Genomic DNA, 22,558 nt, shown 5'->3' on the forward strand with positions numbered 1-22,558 from the left:
ACATTGTACCGTTTCTGTCTTCCTACGACTTTTGTCCAATATTCAAGGCGCTCAACTTATTTGTAATATAAAACGAGAGTGGTAAACTTTAAATTAATGTTATTCTATAATTTTAAATATGAAAATAGAATTAAGTGAATATTAATGTTAAATTATATAGTAGATAAACGTGCGTTAAGACGTAAGATAGCGCCATATAATACAGTTAATGTTTTACTCAAAATATAATAAACATTAAGGTTTAAACTACAATTTGAGAAATGAGGTTTATAGATATGGCTAGAAAAGTTGTTGTAGTTGATGATGAAAAGCCAATTGCGGATATTTTAGAATTTAATTTAAAAAAAGAAGGCTATGAAGTTCATTGCGCTTATGATGGTAATGATGCAGTCGATTTAATTTATGAAGAAGAGCCAGACATCGTATTGTTAGACATTATGTTACCAGGTCGTGATGGTATGGAAGTATGTCGTGAAGTACGTAAAAAATACGAAATGCCAATTATTATGTTAACAGCGAAAGACTCAGAAATTGATAAAGTATTGGGCCTTGAATTAGGTGCTGATGATTATGTGACGAAACCATTTAGTACACGTGAATTAATTGCACGTGTGAAAGCAAACTTAAGACGTCACTATTCTCAACCTGCGCAAGAATCAGAAGGTACAACGAATGAAATTGCGATTAAAGATATCGTGGTTTATCCCGATGCTTATTCAATTAAAAAACGTGGTGAGGATATTGAATTAACACATCGTGAATTTGAATTATTCCACTATCTTTCAAAACATATGGGTCAAGTTATGACACGTGAACACTTATTACAAACGGTTTGGGGCTACGATTATTTTGGAGACGTGCGTACAGTGGATGTAACCATTCGTCGTTTAAGAGAAAAAATTGAAGACGATCCATCTCATCCAGAATATATTGTGACACGTCGAGGCGTTGGATACTTCCTCCAACAACATGATTAGGAGTTGCAAACGATGAAGTGGCTGAAACAACTCCAATCCCTTCACACAAAACTCGTTATTGTTTATGTCTTACTGATTATTATTGGAATGCAGATTATTGGTCTGTATTTCACTAATAGTTTAGAAAAAGAATTAACAAATAATTTCATGAAGAATATTAAACAATATGCGACACAACTCGAAGTCAATATTGAGCGTATTTATAAAGACAATCCTTCAAATGCACAAAAGGAAGTTCAATCGCTACTGAATGAATACGCTAATCGACAAGAGATTGAAGAAATTCGCTTTATTGATAAAGATCAAATTATAATGGCTACAGCGAAGTTATCATCACATAGCTTAATTAATCAAAAAGTGAATGATAATTCTGTTCAAAAAGCAATCTCTCTTGGCGAAGCAAATAGTCATAACGTCTTAAAAGACTATGGTCATGGTAAAGAACGGATTTGGATTTACAACTTACCAGTTAAGAATAGCAATGATGTGATCGGTAATATTTACATAGAGTCAAATATTAATGATGTATATAACCAGCTTAACAATATTAACCAAATCTTTATTATTGGTACGGCTATTTCCTTATTTATCACGGTTATACTCGGTTTCTTTATTGCGCGAACGATTACGCGACCGATTACAGATATGCGTAACCAAACAGTTGAAATGTCGAAAGGGAACTATACACAGCGTGTTAAGATTTATGGTAATGACGAAATTGGTGAACTTGCGCTTGCGTTTAATAATCTTTCTAAACGTGTACAAGAAGCCCAAGCGAATACAGAAAGTGAAAAACGTCGACTCGATTCTGTCATCACACATATGAGTGATGGTATCATTGCGACGGATCGACGTGGTCGTATTCGTATTGTGAATGATATGGCGATTAAAATGTTAGGTATGGCGAAAGAAGATCTCATTGGTTATTACATGCTAAATGTTTTAAAAATAGAAGGCGATTTTTCATTAGAAGAAATTCAAGAGAATAATGATAGTATCTTAATTGATATGAACGAAGAAGAAGGTATTATTGCACGTGTCAACTTTAGCACGATTGTACAAGATACGGGATTTGTTAATGGTTATATCGCCGTATTACACGATGTTACAGAGCAACAACAAGTGGAACGTGAACGTCGCGAATTCGTTGCCAATGTATCACACGAATTACGTACGCCGTTAACATCAATGAACAGTTATATTGAAGCACTTGAAGAAGGCGCTTGGAAAGATGAAAATCTTGCGCCATCGTTCCTTTCAGTCACACGTGAAGAAACGGTACGTATGATTCGACTAGTAAATGACTTACTTCAATTATCTAAAATGGATAATGAGACAGAACAAATTACAAAAGAAATTGTCGACTTTAATATGTTTATTAATAAAATTATTAATCGACATGAAATGGCAGCGAAAGATACAACGTTTGTACGTGAAATTCCAAATGAAACGATTTTCACAGAAATAGATCCAGATAAGATGACACAAGTATTTGATAACGTCATTACGAATGCGATGAAATATTCTCGTGGAGATAAACGCGTCGAGTTCCACGTGAAACAAAATGCACTTTATAATCGAATGACTATTCGTATTAAAGATAATGGAATTGGTATTCCAATTAATAAAGTGGATAAAATCTTTGATCGCTTCTACCGTGTAGATAAAGCACGTACACGTAAAATGGGCGGTACGGGTCTTGGACTGGCCATTTCAAAAGAAATTGTCGAAGCACATAATGGTCGTATCTGGGCAAACAGTGTTGAAGGACAAGGCACATCGATATTTATTACACTTCCATGTGAAGTGATAGACGACGGTGATTGGGATGAACAGTAAGGAACATATTAAATCAGTTATCCTTTTTCTTTTAGTCATGATGAGTATTGTCCTTACGTATATGATTTGGAACTTTACTCCAGATTTAAATAATTTAGACAGCGCGGATAGTAAAAAAAATAATACTAAAACCATTGGTAAACCTTTAGCTGCAAAGATGGACACAGTGATTTCACCTTATCAAGTTGTGTCAGTTAAAGGGGATAAAGTAAAAGGATTGACACCATCAAGATCTCAACTCGCTCAAGTTATTGATCCACTCAAAGATCATGAAGTGAGTAAAGTAGAATTGATGCAAAAAGGGTATAACTTGCAAACTCCGATATTAGACCATGATTTTGTCGTATTGGATTTTACGTATGATATGCCATTAACAACCTATTTAGGTCAAGTACTTAATAACTCAGCTAAAATTCCTAAACATTTTAGCTTTAATCGAATTTTAATTGATAAAAATCCTAAGGGTGATTTAGAATTATATGCGCTGAGTAAACATCATCAACAAGTCATGAAAGTGACGATAGATGCTAAGGCAACGCCATTTACTAAAACCATTCATCATTTAGAAAAAGATATGGAAACCTATTCGGAAGTGATTACGAATAAGACGACGATTGATAAATCAACGCATATTTTTGCGCCGAAACATCCAAAAGACCTACGCTCATATCGTATGGTATATGATACGATTTCAGTCGAAACGATGAACTCAATTTTATTTGATGATTCTGTCATTATTCGAAGCGGAAAAAGTGGTTCAACCACATATAATAATAATACCGGCGTCGCAAACTATAATGATGACAGTAAAAAGTACCATTATAAAAACTTATCGGAAGATGAATCTGGTTCGAAAGATATGGATACTTCCATCCCAAGTACATTCGAATATATTAATAATCATGGTGGTTTCTTTAACGATGATTTCCGTCTGTTCGATACGGATAATATGTCAGGAGAATTAACCTATCAATTATTCCTCAATGGACATCCTACATTTAATGACCAGCAGTTAAATGAAATTAACGTGACTTGGGGAGAAAAAGGAATTTATGACTATAAACGTGCTCTTCTACGTTCAAGTGTGCCTTTAGATGGTGCAACGACATCATTAGACAGTTTGGAAACTGTGCGTGCGTCACTTGCGAACAATCATAACATTGATTTTGAAAAAATATCGAATATGATCGTTGGCTATAAAGAAGATGATAAGCCAGATAAAGATGACATCGAAGTACAACGCAATAGTGAATTTATTCCAATGTGGTATGTTGAGTATGATGGTGAGTGGTATGTATATCAGGATGGGAGGCTTGAATAAATGAACTGGAAACTAACCAAAACATTGTTTATTTTCGTGTTTGTTCTAGTCAATATCTTTCTCATTCTGATTTATATTAATAAGGTGACTAAATCGCAAATTAATGAAACTGAAAGCGATAATGAAGTCAACTTCCAACAAGAAGAGATTAAAGTATCGACAGATGTATTAAATAAAGATGTAAGTGGTACGAAGATGCAAATGATCACTGCTACTTCTAAAAACTTTAAATCATACGCTGAAAATAAATCTTCATTAGAAACAAGTGATTCTGGTTTCACAGTAAGCGGTGATGTAGACAATACTGTAAATGTAAGTGATCGTAATCTTAGCGATTTAAAAGATTACATTATCAATCATATTTACAATGGTAAGGTCTATCAACTTGGCGATATTAATTCAAATACAGTCACTTACGAACAAACATATGATGGATACCCATTGCTTAATAACAATAAAGCACGCCTTCGCTTTAATATAGACGATGGTAAAGCGACAATGTATAAACAAACATTAATGAGTAAAATTGAACCTGCAAAAGGGGACAATAATCCTAAGAAGCAAGTCATTACGCCGCGTAAAGCAATTGAAAGCTTGTATTTCAATCGTTACTTAAAAGCTGGCGATGAAGTATTAGATGCAAGATTAGGATATTACTCAGTAGTAAGAGAAACCAACGTTCAATTACTACAAGCAAACTGGGAAATCAAAGTGAAACATAAAGGTAAAGAAGAAACGAAAAAATATTATGTTGAAGCCACTTCAGTCAATCCAAAAGTGATTGATAACTAAAAAGTGAATCATTTTAAATAGAGCAAAATGGCGGTCAAATTTGCCCGTTGTTTTGCTCTTACATATTTAATATAAACAGAGAATTGGAATTTTTAGTTACAGGTTGGTATAGTATACTATAAAAGTACTTTTAGAGCGGAAAGTTTCGAACAGAGATACAAGTTCGAAACTATATTTTTTTAGAAAAAAGAGTAAATATAAAATAATTAGACTGAAGGCACTCTAAATAATTAAAACTTAAGATAATGAGAAAGGATGAACCATCTTGATTCGAATGAGCGTATTAGCAAGCGGTAGTACAGGAAACGCGACTTATGTAGAAAGTGAGAAAGGCAGTCTTTTAGTAGATGTCGGTCTTACGGGTAAAAAGATGGAAGATTTATTTAGTCAGATTGATAGGGATATGAAGAATCTGAATGGCATCCTAGTGACACATGAACATAGCGACCATATTAAAGGACTTGGCGTCATTGCACGTCGATATGGTTTACCAGTGTATGCGAATGAAAAAACTTGGAAAGCGATTGAAAAAAAAGATGATAAAATTCCGATGGATCAAAAATTTATTTTCAATCCCTATGAAACAAAATCTATTGCAGGTTTTGATATAGAATCGTTTAATGTCTCTCATGATGCGATTGATCCACAATTTTACATTTTCCATAATAACTATAAGAAATTTACGATGATTACAGATACCGGCTATGTGTCAGACCGAATGAAAGGTATGATTCAAGGTAGTGACGCATTTATGTTTGAAAGTAATCATGATGTGGATATGTTACGCATGTGTCGTTATCCTTGGAAGACGAAACAGCGTATTTTAAGTGATATGGGACATGTGTCAAATGAAGATGCAGGACATGCGATGGCGGATGTGATTACAGGTAATACGAAACGTATCTATCTTTCACATTTATCTCGTGATAATAATATGAAAGATTTAGCACGAATGAGCGTCGGACAAGTATTAAATGAACATGATATCGATACTGAAAAAGAAGTATTGTTATGTGACACAGATAAAGCACAAGCGACACCGATTTACACGTTATAAAATTGAAAAGAAGTATGAAGCTTAATGAAAATCTTAAGGGAATATGAGGTTTTTATTAAGCTCTTTTTTTGGAAAAATTAAAGATATGATCTAACAATTTGGACTATACATGAATATTCATTAAAAAGTGGATAATTAAAGTGATTTACTTAGAATCTGTGAATAAATATAAAAGACGGTCGTGAAGTTATCCCCAAATCTGAAGAAAGTTATCCACTATTGTGAATAATACACACAGAAATACTCACATTATACACAGACTTATCCACAAAAGTGATGCACAAATGAGATTTTTTGTAGATAAATCTTAAATTTTCCACAGAATTTATATACATTACTGTTATAATTAGAGGGAATTCTGTTAACAAGTTGATAACTTGTGGATAAGTCGAATAACTATTATCAACATGGAGGCCTATAATGAAGATTACTATTTTAGCTGTTGGCAAATTAAAAGAAAAATACTGGAAACAAGCGATTGCTGAATATGAAAAAAGACTCGGGGCATACTCTAAAATTGAGATGATTGAAGTACCAGATGAAAAAGCACCCGAAAATATGAGTGATAAAGAGATTGAACAAGTCAAAAAAAAAGAAGGACAACGATTATTAGCCAAAATTAAACCACAAGCCACCGTTATTACATTAGAAATACAAGGTAAAATGTTGTCATCGGAAGGTTTAGCTAAAGAACTACAACAACGCATGACACAAGGACAAAGCGACTTCGTCTTCGTCATTGGAGGATCAAACGGACTCCATCAAGACGTCTTAAATCGCAGCAACTACGCACTCTCATTCAGCAAAATGACCTTCCCACACCAAATGATGCGCGTCGTCTTAATCGAACAAGTGTATCGAGCATTTAAGATTATGAGAGGCGAAGCATATCATAAGTGATGCGGTTTTTATTAATTAGTTTCTTAAAAATGAAGTATGCAATATTAATTATTATTAAATTTTGATATATTTAAAGAAAGATTAAGTTTAGGGTGGATGAATGAATGGCTTATCAAAGTGAATATGCATTAGAAAATGAAGTGCTTCAACAATTTGAGAACTTAGACTGTGAACGAACAAACATACATAATCTAAAATCAGAAATCATTATATGCTTCAATAAAAAACCAGGAGTGTTAAAACATGACTGAACAAACTAATACTCCAAAACTCAGGTTTCCAGAATTTAAAAATGAATGGTCTTATGATTTATTGGGTGATGTTGTAACTAACAAAAGTAAAAAGTTTGATCCTAAAAAAGAAGAAGCTACAAAAGATATTGAATTAGACAGTATCGAGCAAAATACTGGTCGATTACTTGATACATATATATCTAATGACTTTACAAGTCAAAAGAATAAATTTAAAAAGGATAATGTCTTATATAGCAAGCTAAGACCTTATTTAAATAAATACTACTATGCCACAATAGATGGTGTATGTTCATCGGAAATATGGGTGTTAAATACACTAAATAAAGATGTCCTAGTTAACAAGTTTCTTTATTATTTTATACAAACTAATAGATTTAGCAGTGTGACTAACAAATCCGCAGGTTCAAAAATGCCACGTGCTGATTGGGAGTTAGTAAAAAATATTAGATTATACAAAGGCTCAATTAAAGAACAAGAAAAGATTGGGTATTTTTTTAGCAAACTCGACCAACAAATTGAGTTGGAAGAGAAGAAATTAGAATTATTAGAGCAACAAAAGAAAGGTTATATGCAAAAGTTATTTTCTCAAGAATTAAGATTTAAAGACGAGAATGGCTATGGTTTTCCGAATTGGAGATATAACTATTTAGAAAATTACATAATTCCTTATGATGAAAAAACTACTGAGAATAATCAATATCCTGTTTTAACTTCATCAAGGGAAGGATTATTTTTGCAGAAAGATTATTTTACTAGAGATGTAGCTTCTAAAGATAACACTGGCTATAATGTAGTTCCTTATGGTTATTTTACTTATAGACATATGAGTGATGACTTAATATTTAAATTTAATATAAATTACATAGTACAAAAAGGAATCGTAAGTACTTTATATCCAGTATTTAAAACAACTAATGATTTAGATAATTATTTTCTTAAAGAAATACTTAATAATGGGAATGAATTTAAAAAATACGCCTTAATGCAAAAGCAAGGAGGATCGAGAACGTATATGTATTTTAGTAAGTTAAAAAAATTAAAATTACATATTCCAGTTCTTGAAGAACAACAAAAAATTGGAGATTTTTTAGTTAAAATAGATAAATTAATTGAAAACCAATCTAAGAAAATTGATTTTTTAAAACAACGTAAGCAAGGCTTACTACAAAGAATGTTTATCTAATACTGATAAAGTCCTATTATGTAAAGTGTTAAAATAGAGGTAATATTATGAAAGCGAGTCCAGGATATAAAGTTTCTGAATAAATAAAAAAGACAATTTCTATATTAATTCAATAGAAATTGTCTTTTTTGAAATTGTCTTTTTTTATAAATTTTTTGATTATTTTTAGCTGGTTGAGCCGCTACTTTTCTTATATTGAATGCCATTAATAAAAATCCAAATTCTCTTTTAACTTTATTTATTCCTCTTACGGACATTCGAGTGAAACCCATTTTAATTTTATTAGAAGTAATTTAGGTTTGAATCTACCTAAGTGAATATATGAGTTGTTTTTTATGCTATAAAATATATTCAGATTTCAATAATGACATAAAATAGGCATCTTTATATTTACCTTTAGTATAGAATTGCTCTTTGAGTAATCCTTCTGTTTTAAATCCTTGTGACTCGTATATATGCACAGCTTTTTTGTTATCTGTATCAACATATAGATAAATTTTGTGCATGTTTAATATATCGAATGCATAACTTATCGCTTTTTCGAATGCGAATTTTGCATAACCTTTACCACTGAACTCAGGTTTAATAATTATTTGTATTTCACAATTACGATGGATGTAATTAATTTCTACTAATTCAACAATACCTACGACTTGATTTTCATCTTCAACGATAAAACGTCTTTCCGATTCATCTAATAAATGCTTATCAAATAAATACTGAAGTTCCGTTAAGGATTCATAAGGTTCTTCAAACCAATAAGCCATAATAGAATATTCATTATTTAATTCATGAACAAAAAGTAAATCACTATACTCTAATGCTCTTAGTTTCATAATTCCACTCCCAAAATTTTCATATATATTTGCATTATAAATATAAATAACGAATAAGTCATCATCACTGTGAACACTTTATTTTAACAATTCATCACATACTAATTCTCATTTTCTTATTATTCTCGATTTATTACTCTTACTATGAAACCTATAAAATTCTCACATTTTTTGGATTAAGAATAAAAATATTAATAGTAACAATAAAAAAATAAATAATAAAGCATCCCTCACCGAAAAAGTGAAGGATGCTTTATTTTTATTGTAAGTAGTATGATATTCATTTTGATAGGTATTGGTTAATAATCATCTGTAAATCATTGTTAAGCACCGTTGTTATAGAGTCATCATTCATAAAATCGTCATAGATTTTATCAAGTATTTCTTCATCTTCAATTGCTGTGAAGTGATGTACTAGGCCTTTTACAATCGATATATAATTTTGCGATGCTAAACAACTAGCAACTATTCGCCAATCTGATTGTGTAGTGTTATGGTTCATAGATAATCCTCCTTTATTTCAATGTCCATTTTTGACGTGCTTTAGGATTAAGCGGATGCATAATTTCATTTGTTGCTGGGTTTATAAGCTTTTTAATTTTCTTTTTGTGAGGCTTCAACATTTCCATCACTTGCTCAACTCGTTCGACGACAACTGGTCGCTTCGCATAAGCACCATAAGCTAGAATCACTGTGTCACTTTCGCTAATTGCTTTCATCAAGTGGATGTCTGTGTGTTTATCATAAGGTTCTTTAATATGTTTAAGGTTCTCTGGGGTTTTAATATTAGAGAATAGATTTACAAGATATACAGCACCGTATCGTTCTGAATTCGCTAATTGATTGAGGATAAGAACAGTTGTGAGATCGAGTGATAATACACCATCTAAATGAGGGTACATCGTTATCACTGTACAAGCGGGTTTCTTTTCATCCCATGTTTTCTTGAGTAAATAGCGGTGTTTTTCATCCTTGCTAAATATAGCTTCTGTGTATATCGTATTTTTAATTGTATTCATATATATAATCACTTCCTTTAGTATTCTTCTGGTAAAAGCATCACATAATAAAAAGCGTCTACGCCATCTTCACGAATGACGTAGACTTTCTTAGGTAATGTATTTTGATTTTTTATATAGTTTGTATAGCTATATTCCAATTTGTATGCGGGTTGTTCTTGTTCATGTGTGATTGACAATATATTTTCATCTTCTTGCAGTTTAAAAATGTGTAGGTAATCTGTATGAGGTTGATTGTCCCGTTCTTTTACCATGTTCCAAAGTAAGATTTGAAGGTCTAGAGATAGGTGTTCACTAATGCCTCTTGTGATATATCGATTGATGTTCATACTATTTTCCTCCATTTTGCTTTTCTTTCATAATGTCAATCACTTCGTTAATGACTGTAACAGATATTTGTGCCACTTTGATCCAATTATTCATGGTGATTCCCTCCTTGTTTTAGTAAATGACGTTCATCGATAAGCGTGTTTTTAGTGTCTGTGAGGTAGAGAAAGTCCATATCAAAATGATCCAAATAACCAATGCTGATGAGTTGGTCATTGGCGTACATAAGAAATGGATAGATACTTAGCTCATGTAGCTCATCATTGTAGTAGGTATAAGTGTTGAGTGTGAGATGCGCAAGTAGAGAATTATTAATAAAACGTTCCGGTAGAATATTTTCTGCTGCTTCCTCAAGTGCTTCACATTCCCATGTTTCGTTGTTAGATAGTTGGAAGAGACGAGTTATATATTGTTTGAGTTCTTGAGTGGTTGTTTTCATATCATTGCCTCCTAGATAGTGTGATAGTGATGTAGTTGATATACATCATTGGGATAATATATATTTGATTTATTATTTATTACGAATCCCGGTGGGAATAAGAGAAAATTCCATATAAAAACCCGTGATAAATGTTGGTGTAACAAGGAAATCCCGGAATCCCACTCATTTTGACGAACAATCAACTCATTATTTATAAGTATTGATGATAGGGTTGTGTCTCTGCTTCCTTATATATATTATTTATTTATAAAAAATAACGGGATTTTGGGATTGTGCTTGCACAATCCTTCTGCTTCTTCGAATCTGCAAATCCCATTCCTTTCCCGGTAAAAAATCATTGTGGGATGTTCTTTAGCAATTTCAATATAAGCATTGTGTAGTCATGAAAAAAATGACGGCAATGACTGTTTCATTAGATAAGTGTTATTGAAATTGATAAAGAGAATTCTAAAAATGGTTAGATAAAATAAGTGAAAGAATAGCAGTGTAGTTATTGTTTATTCAATAGTTATATATAAAGTTTGTGGCAAAAATAAAGACGAAGTGCTAGGGAGCACTTCGTCGAGTGGATGGTTATTAAATAGTTGTTTGATTATATCATTATTTAACTTGAGCGTAACATAAAATTGCTTCTTATGATGCTCATCTTTTCTTATGTCAATGCGATCGATGATTGTTAGATATAGTGATTTCAACTGAGATTTCTCTAATTTGTCTATATCTTTGAATATTGCTTGTAGTACATTCGCAATCATATCAGCATCATAATGTGGAGCTTCTGCTTGTTTATCTTGTTCTAGTTGATAGATTTGATTATTTATTTGATTCAATTCATCTTGGTAGCTAAGTATTGTTGGTTTTAATACGCTATCTAAGTCAGGTGAGTCTTCAATAGTTTTCGTTAATGTATGCATTTTTGCTTTTATTTCTTCACATTGTGACTGTTTATAGGCAATATCATGGTTCAAAGAAGAGACGTCTATTTGACTTTTTTCATTTACCTTTTCAACCAATTGCTTCAATACCTTTTTGCTTTTGATAATTTCCAATATCTGATCCATAACATATTTTTCTAGTACATCTGCTCTAACGCTATTGGCAGAACAAACTTTTGAACCTTTATTTCTAAAATTGCTACATGAGTAATATCTGATTCTTTTCTTAGTGCCATCTTTTAATGTATTAGTTGTATTACTTGCCGCCATTGCTGCACCACATTTCGGACATTTTACAATCCCAGTCAGTAGGTTTGTTCCTTTGCCGTGAACTTGTGGTTTCTTGCGACTCTCTTGACGTTTAAACTGTACTTTATCCCATAGGTTTCTATCAATAATAGGCGCATGTTTACCATCAGCGATAATCGGTTCCTCATTGAGTCCTTTTCGTCTTTTATCGCTCCAGTGTCTATACTTCGCAAACTGTATCTTTCCAATGTAAAAAGGGTTTGAGATGATGTAGGTAATGGACGAAATACTAAAAGGTTTCCCTTTCTTAGTCACATAACCTTTATGATTCAATGCGTTCGCAATCTTACGATAACCATGACCTTTAGCGTATGAATCAAAAATATATTTAACAATATTCGCTTCATGTTGATTGATCATGAGCTCTTTTTTACTGTCAGGTACTTTATCGTAGCCTAGAGGTAAATTACCTTGATAATAACCTTCAATAGCACGTTGTCTTTGGCCATTGTAGACATTCTCTACAATCGTATTACGTTCAAATTCTGCGAAGCTGGCTAAAATTTGGAGCATCAATTTACCTGTTGAACTGGCAATTTCTATTTTTTCAGTTAGACTAAAAAATTCGACATTAATCTTATACAATTCCTCGACAATATTTAACAAATCTGAGGTATTTCTAGCTAAACGATTTGTTTTGTAGACCATAATACAATCTAATTTACCTTCGTTGGCATCTTTTAACATACGTTGTAATTCTGGACGTTGCATTGTTTTACCTGATATACCACGATCGGTGTATTCATTGACGACTTCATAGCCTTGAAATTGACAATACTCTGTAAGTTGATTCAATTGACCTTGAATACTGTAACCATCCGTTTGCATTTCAGTCGATACACGTGCATATAATCCAATACGTTTCTTTTTGAGTTGTTTCATATTACTTCATTCCTTTCAGGAGTTATTAAATGTGATTGTTCAACGATATTGAGTGGACTGTTTTTAAAGTAGATTCCTTGTAATTGTTTAGTTTGAGTTATTTTGATGCAATCGATAAAAGGTGCTATATCCTGTAAAGTTATTTTATTTTTTATGACATATTTTAATTTGTCATCGATTTGGTAGGTTGAATAAGTAGAGTAATTCTCTTCACTTTTACAACTAGCAGATAAACGTTTGAACGTTTTTACATCAATACGATTTTGAGCTAGCTTTTCGATAAGTTGTTCTTGTGTTAGATGGGTTTCTTTATGCTTCATTTGTTGCTGTTTTAGGACTTTGAGTATTGTGTTATTCAATCGTTTATGAAACGATTGTTCTTCAAAATACTTTTTACAAGTGTCGAGCACTTCACTTTCAAGTTCTGGTGCATTGATACTTTTAAATGGGCATGTACGATAAGCGTCATTCATATTTTTAGGACAAACATAGTAACGTAGAGAATAGTTCTCTTTTTTTATCGTTAAGTTTGTTAATGTTGATTGACAGTAAGGACATTTGATTCGTCGCTTTAGCTTATTTCTAGAATTGGATCGATTGAGTTGTTTATGAATACGACGCTCTTGTGCTTCTTCAAATGTATCAATATCAATAATAGGTGGAACGATATCATTAAACGTGCCATATTTATTGATGACACGACCGCAATAGTTAGGGTTCAAGAGAATATTTCTAACTTGATAGGGCTTACGAGGAATAAGGTTAGGATTACTATCCAAATGTTGGGAAATCTTTTTGTAGCCTAGACCTTGTAAGTACCAGCGATAAACCGATTTAACTGTATACGCTTCTTCTTCTTGTACAACAAAACAACCTTTTCTATAACGATAGCCAAACGGAGCATGAGTTGTGATTAGCTTACCTTGTTTGGCTTTTTCTCTAATCCCATTTTTTGTTTGTTCGCTGATATTGTTTGATTCCATTTCCGCTAGACTCATAAGTATGTTCAAACGAAAGCAATCAAACTCTTTAGACAAATCAAAATATCCATCGTTAACACTGATGATTGTGATGTGATGCTTTTTACAAATTTCAAAGAATTGTATGGCATTTTTCAAATTACGATGTAGTCGGTTCAAGCGATAGCAACATAATACATCACATTGTCCTTGTTGAATCAGTTCAGTAATTTGTTGGTAACCGTTCCGCTTATCAGTGCGTCCTGATTGCTTATCGCTATAAAAGGTAATGTATTGAATATTATGTTTTTTGGCTAATGTCTCGATGGTTTGTTTTTGTGCTGCTAAGGATTGTTGCTTTGTAGTGCTCTGTCGTAAGTAACCTATTGCTTGTTTCATCGTATTTCCTCCTTCCAAAGTGATAATATATATTTATGAACGAATTTATAGATGAGCCCAACACCTGCTGGTGTTGGGCGTTATTATTAGTCATCAGCATGATTAATTTCTTCAACAACTAAATCAGCTAGTAATTCAATCAATTCATCCATTTTATTCACTCCTGTACGATTTCATCTTTAAGTTATTAAAAATCAATTAAATCATCATTCTGTTTTTTCCATGATTCAAGTATCTTTTTGTTATCCAAGTTAATTTCAGCTTTAATAGGTTCAGCATCTTTAGTTAGACCAAAAATAGACGCATATTCTGAATCTAGCTTTAAATGGTAAAAGACAAGTGACTGTTTTTTGCCATTGCCATCTTTGACTGTTCTTTTTGTTGTAATTCGATCATGGTCAGATTCGATAAATCCTTTATCCCTTAGTGCATTAACAACATTATTAACATCTTGGAAGTGATGCTCTAACAACATATTTTTAAATACAGACGCAATGATTTTGACTTCGATATGATTATCTTTTAAGGCAATTAGTCCATAGTTCTCGAACATATTCTTTAACGCTGTATCATCAGAAAATTTACCACGGTTTTGTGCTACAAATTGAGTAATGACTTCGATCGCTTTATCTGCCAGTGATCGTTCAGAGACTGTATGAGCATGATAATCAATAAAGTAGTCTCTGATTTTAGCGATATCAATATCTGTAGCTAAAACACGACCTAATATTTTCGCAGATGTTGTAATGACTGCATAACGCTTAAACATACGAATACCTGTATTGTTTGTTTCACTGTTCAATTTAGCTTTAAACCAATGATGTAATTCAAAAACGGATCAAAAAACAAAAGGCCCTAGAAACTAGGAGCACACTTACACAAGAACAATTGATAGATAAATTAGCTAAAGGAGCCATCGATGCAGAAACGTTCAGAAAACAATCTCAATCGTTACTTCAACAATCAAAACCAACACTATCAATAAATGAGCAACAAATTCAAAGGTCTTTTGAAAATGTAATTCAACAACACTTCACGTTAAGCATGTTATACCGATATATTGATGAAATTCATATTTCTAAAAACAAAAGCCTTGTGGGAATCTATTTCAAAAATGAACCGCTAAACATTGTAAACCAAGCTACGCAATCATCGATTGCTTAATTAATGAAAGGATGAAAAATATGAAAGAAATGAAAAGAAAATCTGTAGGATGTTATGTTAGAGTTTCAACAATTTCTCAAGACATTGATAAATTTAGTATTAATGGTCAAATTACACAAATAAAGGAATATTGCCAACAGGGAAATTATGAATTGCTATACTGATAATTAAAAGTACCCCCGATCGAACGAAAATATCTTTTTGATGACTATTAGTGATAATTGTAATTTTATCCATTAATAGATGAATGGATTGGAATAATACTAAGCCTATTGCTATTCCACCGAGTAAAATTACCCACCCGCCTAATTCAATACTTTCCGGAATCATTTCAAAAAATAATAAGCCAATTATAAGGCCTGCACATAATGAATAAATAAAGCCATGACCACTTTGAAAACCTTCCATTATCCAAGCGAGTCCACCGCCAACACCAATTCCAAGTGCGGAAGCTAACGCCCGATCATCCATACTGCACTCATCCCACTATTCTTAAAAAGGCTTTGTTTATTTTACTCTAAAAAATCAAAACAAAATATATGAATTCATATTAAATATTATTTGACTCTTTATTCAGATGGTTATATCATATATATGAACATATATTAATATATGTAGATAAATAGTGATTATTATATATAAGGTTTTGAATTGAAACCTAAAGTGAGGGAAGGATAATGGAAGAAAAAAAGGAATTAGAGGAAGTAAATAATAAGGACTTAGATGATGAAACATTATTTGTCGTATCGCAAACATTTAAAGCGTTAGGTGATCCTACGAGAATCCGGATTCTCCATTTGCTCTTTTATAAGGAGTATTCGGTAAACGGTATTGCTGAAACGCTACATCTTAGACAATCAACAGTTTCCCATCAATTGCGGTTCTTGAAAAATTTACGGTTAGTAAAATTCCGAAGGGAAGGCACAACATTGTTTTATTCCCATGATGATGAACATACTATGAATATGCTAAAACAGGCGATCGATCACGCCTGTCATCACTAGTATTCCGTAAACCAGTAATGAGTGTTAATAATAATTCACGTCATTAATATTGTTATATGATCATATAAAAATATTATAGGCATATGAAAAGGGGGTTTTGCAATGGATATGGAAAACAAAAAAACAGAATGGAAAGCGTTGTATGATATCTCGAAGGAAAGTGAGATGGGTGTAGCAGAGAGGGTTAGTGAATACGGTTGATAAATTCATAGGATGTATTATTGGATACAAAAAGTTTGGATGTGGTCAATTAACGTCCTGGTTTAGTAAAGCTTACTGCGAATATATTGGAACCCGATATATCATATTTATTTAGAAAGGTGATAGAAATGAAAAATATTCAAGAGCAACAAGCACACGAAAGTCATAGCCACGATCATAGTCATGATCATGATCACGGAAAAATGCCAATTATTTCATATTTTATTGGCTTAGTGTTGGCTATAATTGGGCTTTTTTTAAGTGATGCAAATTTATTAATACAAAACATCTTATTTTCAATTGCCACAATCACAGCCGGCTACCATGTAATTATTCTCGAAGGAATTGGAGAGACAGTTGAAAATACTAAATTAAAGGGAAAATTCACTCCTAATTCTCATATTCTAATGGGATTAGCTGCAATCGGGGCTTCTCTGATAGGGAGTTTTTGGGAAGGAACCCTTTTGATACTTATTTTTTCCGGCGCTCATTTTCTTGAAGATTACGCTGAAGGAAAAAGTAAAAGAGAAATTACTAAGCTACTCGAAATGAACCCAACGACAGCTAAATTAATCCTACCTGATGGAAACACAAAAATTGTTGATGTCAGTGAATTAAAAGTTGGAGATCAACTCCAAGTGCTGAACGGTGATCAAGTTCCAATTGATGGGATTATTTTATCCGGTACTACCTCAATTGATGAATCTTCTATTAATGGAGAAAGTATACCGAAAGAGAAGTCTAAGGGTGACGAAGTTTTTGGAAGTACGATTAATGGAACAGGTACTTTTACTATGGAAGTCACTAAGGAAAACAAGGATACTGTATTCTCTAAAATTTTACAATTAGTTAGTCAAAACCAAGATAATCAAACAAAAGCTGCCAGTATCATTCAAAAATTCGAGCCTAAATATGTTAATATAGTTTTAATCGCAATACCATTAGTAATGTTACTTGCTCCTTTTCTATTTGATTGGACATGGTCGCAAAGTGTTTACAGGGGATTAGTGCTTTTAGTCGCAGCTTCACCGTGTGCTTTGGCAGCAGCTACTGTATCTGTAACATTGTCTACAACATCTAACCTAGCTAAAAAAGGCGTGCTTTCAAAAGGAAGTACTTACCTATCACAATTAGCGGATATAGATGCAATTGCCTTCGATAAAACAGGAACCCTTACGAACGGAGAACCTAAAGTAACAAATTACTATTTCACTCATTCTGTGAACGAAGAAAATATTATTGATATTATAGTCGCCCTTGAAAAGGAATCCAATCACCCACTCGCTAATGCTATTTTAGAAAAATTTGAAGTTAAAAATAAAATAGACATCGAAGTTACTAATCAAATTGGAAAAGGTCTGACAGGAGATTATAATGGAAAAAATTATCGTATTGGTAAGCCTACTTCTTTTGAAAGTGCTTCTGAAGAGTATACCCAGTTCAATCATGATTGGGCATCAGAAGGAAAGACGGTTGTATACGTAGCAGAAAATGAAGAAGTTATTGGGATTATAGCTCTAATGGATATTCCGAATGAGCATGCTAAAGAAACAATTAATTACTTTAAGAAACTTGGTATCCACACGACTTTAATTACTGGTGATTCGGAAATGACGGGAAAAGCTGTAGGCGAACAATTGGGAATAGACGAAGTTATCGCTAATGTAATGCCTGAAGATAAATCCAGAATTATAGAAGAACAAAAAGAAAAATTTGGAGTTACTGCCATGGTTGGAGATGGTGTGAACGATGCACCGGCCCTTGTTAATGCTGATGTTGGTATAGCTATGGGGGGCGGTACTGATGTGGCAGTAGAAGTATCTGATTTGGTTTTAATGCAGAACAATTTATCTAAATTAGTACAGTCTCATAAAATTTCCTCAAATATGGGTCGTGTTATTAGGCAAAATATTATTTTTTCAATGGCAGTTGTTGCCTTTTTAGTTGTCGTTAGTTTGTTAGGATTAACTGATATTACAATCAGTGTAATTGTTCATGAAGGAAGTACTTTAGTTGTTATACTAAATGGACTTCGATTATTAAGATCTAAATAATGAACGAATCGATTGACATGAATGAACTTTGAAGTGTGGATTCTACAATGTTCCCATAACATTGGACACTAAAAAACAGAGCAATCTAATAAAGATGTTATGAGTAAAAACAATGCCTTGCATACCGTTTTTATCATACGGGCGGTCAAATAAGCAATTAAAGAGCATGGGAAGCATAAAATCATAAACAGTGACTTAAGGCAGCCAGTTTACATTCAAAAGTTAAATTGACTGTATTAAAAGTTTCGAAACGATTAATATCCGTATGGGGGCAAGCGTCGAGCCAAAGATAATGCCAGGACAGAGCGTCTTTTTCCGTTCTTTTAAGTGGGAAAGGTTTTACCTTCTCTATGCCAAGACAGTCCCAGAGCTAAAAGGGCCAGTTGCTCTTTTTGGGCGTTTGTGAACGGTAATCGCAGGAAGGGGATTTTCCCAACCGCACCTGGTTTTCCATCACAATAAAGTTGGCGGCATTTGTTCTGATATTCTTGGGAATACTTACACTATGAATGGCCGTATTAAGTGATACAGGAGCTGCTATTATTGTAATACTGAATGCTCTCCGCCTTTTGAGGGTAAAAGAATAAAAGTAAGGATAACTAGGTAAAGCTGTTCAATCAAAAATTGAACAGCTTATTTTTCATCAAAATCAAAAACGTTTATTATAATACCTACACTTGTTCTGTTAAATGTACCGATTTTTTAACCTTATTGTATCAGTAATATCTTGAAACGAAGTAAGCGACTAAAATTTCTCTTTTATCATACGTTTATAAAAATACACTTTTAAGAACGGTTTGAAAATTTTTGAAATAGATCAAAATAATCTTCTGGTTAAAAAACCTGTAGATATGATTTCTCTCTTAAATTTTTGTTTGATTAGATTAGACCCTAATAAGACGCATTCAATATGTCTACACGTGAATTTAGTCTTTGAAAATGTAAGGACCATTATTATTATAAAAACCCCAGTATAAAACGATACGCTGAAACGTACCATAAGGGATAAGGTTTTTAGTGTATTAAGAAAAACATGTAGATATTATGTTAAGCAATTTTGTGTTTAAGATTGTTTAGGGAGTTATTAGTTCTTCTTTAATATTATATGACACTTCACAAGATAGATATATTAGATCAGATGTTCATTTGATTTTTAGGTGATTATTAAATAAAATTGCGACTAATCAAAGTGAATAATCGTTAGAGAATCAATTGCAACAGTTGGACGGTTTAAGGTATTGACGTAACTTGAGTACCATGTACACAGTATACTATCTCGATGATTACAATTTTTTCTCAATAAAAATAAAAAAGTATATTAATTTAGCATAAAATTGATAAAATAGAGACGTATATATGAGAAATTGATAGGTGATATAATGGGAAACTTATTAAAAATAGAAAATATTAACTATTCACTAGAGGATTTAGATAACTCAGTACGTAAGTGGAATATTTCAGCAAATGGGAAATTTTTATTGAGATATCCGACTGTGTATATCATTAATGACAAAAAGAGTGAAAATAATTTTGAAGTTTATGTGGGAGAAACAGCTGATATAAGAAATAGAACAAGACAGCATCTAAATGCTGATACGAAGGTGAAATCATTTTGGGAAGATTTTTCTGAATCAAAAAAATCATCAATGTATGTGATTGGTCATGAATTATTTAATAAATCTTTGACTCTCGATATTGAAAATAGATTAATGCAGTATTTGTTGAGTGTAGAGAATATATCTAGAGTTCATAATAGTAGAACAAATCAACAAAATGAATATTATACATCGGAAATGCTTGATGAAATATTCTCTGAAATATGGCGATCTTTAAATAAAAAAAATAAATCGTTATTTCCTATAGAAAGTATTATTAAAGATTCAGCTATATTCAAAGCATCTCCATTTCATAAATTGACACAAGAACAAATTAATGCTAAAGAAGAAATACTAACTAAAATTAAAGAAAGTATACTTTTAAATGAAGATGGACAATTAATTATTGTTGAAGGAGAAGCGGGCTCAGGTAAAACAGTTCTAATGAGTACATTACTTTATGAACTAGGAAAATACAATTTGGATTTAGATGAAAATTTAGATATTCATCTTTTAGTTAACCATAATGAGCATGTTTCTATATATAGTCAAATAGCTTCTAAATTAGGTATAGCTAATAAAAAAAATAAAATTGTTCAAAAACCTACTAGTTTTATTAATAACAACTCATCAGATGAAAAAGTAGATGTAGTTATTGTTGATGAAGCACACTTACTTTTAACTCAAGGGAAGCAAAGTTATCAAGGTAAAAATCATTTAGATGATTTATTGGCGAGAGCCAAGGTTGTGGTAATTGTATTTGATATAAAACAAGTTCTTACTACTGAACAAATTTGGGAAGTAGATAAGTTGAATGAATATTTTGATAAAGCCAAAAGTAATAGTAATCATGTAACATTGAGAAATCAAATGCGTATAAATAGTGATATTTCAACTGTTAATTGGATCAGAAACTTAGTTGATTATCAAGTAATAAATTCTATACCTAAAGATAAATTAGGATATGATATTAAAATCTTTGATACACCAGATGAGTTAGAAAAAGCTATTAAGATAAAAGCTACACATACAGATAGTGGTATATCACGAATGCTTGCTACATTTGATTGGAAGTATGGAACCAAACCGCCTAATCATGAAGACTTTTGGAGAGTTAAAATCGGAAATTGGTCCATGCCTTGGAATTATCAATTAAAAGCTAATAGAAATCAAGTTAGCTTACCGTGGGTTGAGCAAGATCAAACAATTGATGAAATAGGTTCAACATTTACTATACAAGGTTTAGATTTAAACTTTGCGGGCGTCATTATAGGACCTTCAGTTAAATATAGAAATGGTAAAATTATTTTTGACAAAAGTGAGAGTGCTAATAAAAAAGCTACGCAAAGAAGAACGTTAAAAGACGGATCAAAACAGTATTTTTCAGAAATGCTTTTGAAGAATGAATTAAATGTCTTATTAACACGTGGTGTAAATGGCTTATATATTTATGCTGTAGATGATCAGTTAAGAGAAGCGCTAAAAATAGCAGCAAAGGATGAGAGCAATGGATGAAATTAATGATATTGTGAAAGAAATTAATAAATTTAGAGATGCTCGTAACTGGAGACAATTTCATAATGAGAAAGATTTATCATTGTCCATTACTTTAGAAGCAGCTGAGTTATTGGAATTATTCCAATGGAAAACATCTGATGAAGTAGTAGAAACTAATCGTGAAAGGTTAGCTGAAGAAATAGCAGATGTTTTAATATATAGCTATATGTTAGCAGACAATTTAAATTTTGATATCAATGATATTATCCGTAAGAAGTTAGTGAAGAACGCGGAGAAGTATCCTATAGCAAAAAGTAAAGATAACAAAATTAAGTATAATGAAATGTCTTAGAAATTTGGTTTTCAAATAAAAATTATCAATCCCAGAAACTCCTCATATTACCTACACATTTTCGTGTGGGCATGGTGGAGAGTATTTTAATTTAAACTTTATCAACATCAAATCACACCTCCTGTTTTTCTTCATCACACAGTTGTGGATCCGTTCTGTTGCAAAGTTAGAAAAATATAGCTAATTACCATTTTATCATGTCGTTGTTCCCTTAACTGGCTAACATATGCCTAATTTCGTGGCATGGCGAAAATCCGTAG

19 protein-coding genes and 3 pseudogenes are annotated in these 22,558 nt (G+C 32.3%); 13 read left to right on the forward strand and 9 right to left on the reverse strand.

The features are described from left to right. The first annotated feature begins 275 nt into the window (after positions 1 to 275). The 8 genes and pseudogenes from yycF (at position 276) to HMPREF2561_RS10945 (ending at position 8,323) form a co-directional block, all read left to right on the forward strand. Complete coding sequence (gene yycF, locus HMPREF2561_RS09915; protein ID WP_048787705.1) at positions 276 to 977, forward strand: response regulator YycF; 702 nt, start codon at positions 276 to 278, stop codon at positions 975 to 977. Positions 978 to 989: 12 nt separating this feature from the next. After that, positions 990 to 2,816 carry a cell wall metabolism sensor histidine kinase WalK gene (gene walK / locus HMPREF2561_RS09920; RefSeq protein ID WP_048679004.1) on the forward strand — a complete coding sequence of 609 codons (1,827 nt, stop codon included), beginning with the start codon at positions 990 to 992 and terminating at the stop codon, positions 2,814 to 2,816. Then, a complete protein-coding gene (locus HMPREF2561_RS09925) occupies positions 2,806 to 4,137 on the forward strand; it encodes a YycH family regulatory protein (RefSeq protein WP_049382264.1) in 1,332 nt (443 codons plus the stop codon). Before walK ends, HMPREF2561_RS09925 begins: the two co-directional genes overlap by 11 nt. Beyond that, positions 4,138 to 4,929 (forward strand): two-component system regulatory protein YycI, encoded by a 792-nt coding sequence (locus HMPREF2561_RS09930; RefSeq protein ID WP_049382265.1) that lies wholly within the window; start codon positions 4,138 to 4,140, stop codon positions 4,927 to 4,929. Positions 4,930 to 5,203: 274 nt separating this feature from the next. Further along, positions 5,204 to 5,986, forward strand: a complete 783-nt coding sequence (locus HMPREF2561_RS09935; RefSeq protein WP_029376799.1) for an MBL fold metallo-hydrolase — start codon at positions 5,204 to 5,206, stop codon at positions 5,984 to 5,986. Between the two features lie 420 nt (positions 5,987 to 6,406). Continuing rightward, positions 6,407 to 6,886 (forward strand): 23S rRNA (pseudouridine(1915)-N(3))-methyltransferase RlmH, encoded by a 480-nt coding sequence (gene rlmH / locus HMPREF2561_RS09940; protein ID WP_049382267.1) that lies wholly within the window; start codon positions 6,407 to 6,409, stop codon positions 6,884 to 6,886. Positions 6,887 to 6,990: 104 nt separating this feature from the next. Then, positions 6,991 to 7,083: pseudogene (locus tag HMPREF2561_RS11060) on the forward strand (hypothetical protein); the annotation flags it as partial. A gap of 46 nt (positions 7,084 to 7,129) precedes the next feature. Then, a complete protein-coding gene (locus tag HMPREF2561_RS10945) occupies positions 7,130 to 8,323 on the forward strand; it encodes a restriction endonuclease subunit S (RefSeq protein ID WP_070468743.1) in 1,194 nt (397 codons plus the stop codon). Between the two features lie 338 nt (positions 8,324 to 8,661). Here the strand turns inward: HMPREF2561_RS10945 and HMPREF2561_RS09960 are convergent, their stop codons facing one another. The 8 genes and pseudogenes from HMPREF2561_RS09960 to HMPREF2561_RS09995 all read right to left on the reverse strand — a co-directional run. Continuing rightward, a complete protein-coding gene (locus HMPREF2561_RS09960) occupies positions 8,662 to 9,159 on the reverse strand; it encodes a GNAT family N-acetyltransferase (RefSeq protein ID WP_070468745.1) in 498 nt (165 codons plus the stop codon). A 280-nt stretch (positions 9,160 to 9,439) separates the two neighbouring features. Then, complete coding sequence (locus tag HMPREF2561_RS10905; protein WP_070468748.1) at positions 9,440 to 9,661, reverse strand: hypothetical protein; 222 nt, start codon at positions 9,659 to 9,661, stop codon at positions 9,440 to 9,442. Positions 9,662 to 9,674: 13 nt separating this feature from the next. Beyond that, positions 9,675 to 10,178, reverse strand: coding sequence for a DUF1643 domain-containing protein (locus HMPREF2561_RS09970; protein ID WP_070468750.1), 504 nt, complete (start codon positions 10,176 to 10,178; stop codon positions 9,675 to 9,677). Between the two features lie 17 nt (positions 10,179 to 10,195). After that, on the reverse strand, positions 10,196 to 10,507 hold the full coding sequence (locus HMPREF2561_RS09975) for a DUF960 family protein (protein WP_070468753.1): 312 nt from the start codon (positions 10,505 to 10,507) through the stop codon (positions 10,196 to 10,198). 86 nt (positions 10,508 to 10,593) lie between these two features. After that, positions 10,594 to 10,944, reverse strand: a complete 351-nt coding sequence (locus HMPREF2561_RS09980) for an SAUGI family uracil-DNA glycosylase inhibitor (RefSeq protein WP_002485722.1) — start codon at positions 10,942 to 10,944, stop codon at positions 10,594 to 10,596. A gap of 500 nt (positions 10,945 to 11,444) precedes the next feature. Next, a complete protein-coding gene (gene ccrB, locus HMPREF2561_RS09985) occupies positions 11,445 to 13,073 on the reverse strand; it encodes a cassette chromosome recombinase CcrB (protein WP_001631035.1) in 1,629 nt (542 codons plus the stop codon). After that, positions 13,070 to 14,431, reverse strand: coding sequence for a cassette chromosome recombinase CcrA (gene ccrA / locus HMPREF2561_RS09990; RefSeq protein ID WP_070468755.1), 1,362 nt, complete (start codon positions 14,429 to 14,431; stop codon positions 13,070 to 13,072). Before ccrA ends, ccrB begins: the two co-directional genes overlap by 4 nt. A 187-nt stretch (positions 14,432 to 14,618) precedes the next feature. Then, positions 14,619 to 15,248, reverse strand: a pseudogene (locus tag HMPREF2561_RS09995) (hypothetical protein); the annotation flags it as partial. A gap of 8 nt (positions 15,249 to 15,256) precedes the next feature. Here HMPREF2561_RS09995 and HMPREF2561_RS10000 point away from each other — a divergent pair. After that, positions 15,257 to 15,595: pseudogene (locus HMPREF2561_RS10000) on the forward strand (recombinase family protein); the annotation flags it as partial. Between the two features lie 111 nt (positions 15,596 to 15,706). Here the strand turns inward: HMPREF2561_RS10000 and HMPREF2561_RS10005 are convergent. After that, positions 15,707 to 16,066 (reverse strand): ZIP family metal transporter, encoded by a 360-nt coding sequence (locus HMPREF2561_RS10005; protein ID WP_001631039.1) that lies wholly within the window; start codon positions 16,064 to 16,066, stop codon positions 15,707 to 15,709. 206 nt (positions 16,067 to 16,272) lie between these two features. On the opposite strand from HMPREF2561_RS10005, the gene HMPREF2561_RS10010 reads away from it, so the two are divergent. The 4 genes from HMPREF2561_RS10010 (at position 16,273) to HMPREF2561_RS10025 (ending at position 22,298) form a co-directional block, all read left to right on the forward strand. Continuing rightward, positions 16,273 to 16,599 carry an ArsR/SmtB family transcription factor gene (locus HMPREF2561_RS10010; protein ID WP_000391495.1) on the forward strand — a complete coding sequence of 109 codons (327 nt, stop codon included), beginning with the start codon at positions 16,273 to 16,275 and terminating at the stop codon, positions 16,597 to 16,599. Between the two features lie 329 nt (positions 16,600 to 16,928). Beyond that, positions 16,929 to 18,854, forward strand: coding sequence for a heavy metal translocating P-type ATPase (locus HMPREF2561_RS10015; RefSeq protein WP_002485723.1), 1,926 nt, complete (start codon positions 16,929 to 16,931; stop codon positions 18,852 to 18,854). A 1,379-nt stretch (positions 18,855 to 20,233) separates the two neighbouring features. After that, a complete protein-coding gene (locus tag HMPREF2561_RS10020) occupies positions 20,234 to 21,964 on the forward strand; it encodes a DUF2075 domain-containing protein (RefSeq protein WP_019834676.1) in 1,731 nt (576 codons plus the stop codon). Then, complete coding sequence (locus HMPREF2561_RS10025; protein ID WP_002454574.1) at positions 21,957 to 22,298, forward strand: nucleotide pyrophosphohydrolase; 342 nt, start codon at positions 21,957 to 21,959, stop codon at positions 22,296 to 22,298. Before HMPREF2561_RS10020 ends, HMPREF2561_RS10025 begins: the two co-directional genes overlap by 8 nt. The last annotated feature ends 260 nt before the right edge of the window (positions 22,299 to 22,558 follow it).

It is taken from the genome of Staphylococcus sp. HMSC069E10 (genome assembly GCF_001809205.1).
Lineage (GTDB): Bacteria > Bacillota > Bacilli > Staphylococcales > Staphylococcaceae > Staphylococcus > Staphylococcus hominis.

Excerpts from the sequence above, each read along its gene's own strand:
- yycF (WP_048787705.1), top strand. The coding sequence starts at position 276 with ATGGCTAGAAAAGTTGTTGTAGTTGATGATGAAAAGCCAATTGCGGAT.
- walK (WP_048679004.1), top strand. The coding sequence starts at position 990 with ATGAAGTGGCTGAAACAACTCCAATCCCTTCACACAAAACTCGTTATT.
- HMPREF2561_RS09925 (WP_049382264.1), top strand. The coding sequence starts at position 2,806 with ATGAACAGTAAGGAACATATTAAATCAGTTATCCTTTTTCTTTTAGTC.
- HMPREF2561_RS09930 (WP_049382265.1), top strand. The coding sequence starts at position 4,138 with ATGAACTGGAAACTAACCAAAACATTGTTTATTTTCGTGTTTGTTCTA.
- HMPREF2561_RS09935 (WP_029376799.1), top strand. The coding sequence starts at position 5,204 with ATGAGCGTATTAGCAAGCGGTAGTACAGGAAACGCGACTTATGTAGAA.
- rlmH (WP_049382267.1), top strand. The coding sequence starts at position 6,407 with ATGAAGATTACTATTTTAGCTGTTGGCAAATTAAAAGAAAAATACTGG.
- HMPREF2561_RS10945 (WP_070468743.1), top strand. The coding sequence starts at position 7,130 with ATGACTGAACAAACTAATACTCCAAAACTCAGGTTTCCAGAATTTAAA.
- HMPREF2561_RS09960 (WP_070468745.1), bottom strand. The coding sequence starts at position 9,159 with ATGAAACTAAGAGCATTAGAGTATAGTGATTTACTTTTTGTTCATGAA.
- HMPREF2561_RS10905 (WP_070468748.1), bottom strand. The coding sequence starts at position 9,661 with ATGAACCATAACACTACACAATCAGATTGGCGAATAGTTGCTAGTTGT.
- HMPREF2561_RS09970 (WP_070468750.1), bottom strand. The coding sequence starts at position 10,178 with ATGAATACAATTAAAAATACGATATACACAGAAGCTATATTTAGCAAG.
- HMPREF2561_RS09975 (WP_070468753.1), bottom strand. The coding sequence starts at position 10,507 with ATGAACATCAATCGATATATCACAAGAGGCATTAGTGAACACCTATCT.
- HMPREF2561_RS09980 (WP_002485722.1), bottom strand. The coding sequence starts at position 10,944 with ATGAAAACAACCACTCAAGAACTCAAACAATATATAACTCGTCTCTTC.
- ccrB (WP_001631035.1), bottom strand. The coding sequence starts at position 13,073 with ATGAAACAACTCAAAAAGAAACGTATTGGATTATATGCACGTGTATCG.
- ccrA (WP_070468755.1), bottom strand. The coding sequence starts at position 14,431 with ATGAAACAAGCAATAGGTTACTTACGACAGAGCACTACAAAGCAACAA.
- HMPREF2561_RS10005 (WP_001631039.1), bottom strand. The coding sequence starts at position 16,066 with ATGGATGATCGGGCGTTAGCTTCCGCACTTGGAATTGGTGTTGGCGGT.
- HMPREF2561_RS10010 (WP_000391495.1), top strand. The coding sequence starts at position 16,273 with ATGGAAGAAAAAAAGGAATTAGAGGAAGTAAATAATAAGGACTTAGAT.
- HMPREF2561_RS10015 (WP_002485723.1), top strand. The coding sequence starts at position 16,929 with ATGAAAAATATTCAAGAGCAACAAGCACACGAAAGTCATAGCCACGAT.
- HMPREF2561_RS10020 (WP_019834676.1), top strand. The coding sequence starts at position 20,234 with ATGGGAAACTTATTAAAAATAGAAAATATTAACTATTCACTAGAGGAT.
- HMPREF2561_RS10025 (WP_002454574.1), top strand. The coding sequence starts at position 21,957 with ATGGATGAAATTAATGATATTGTGAAAGAAATTAATAAATTTAGAGAT.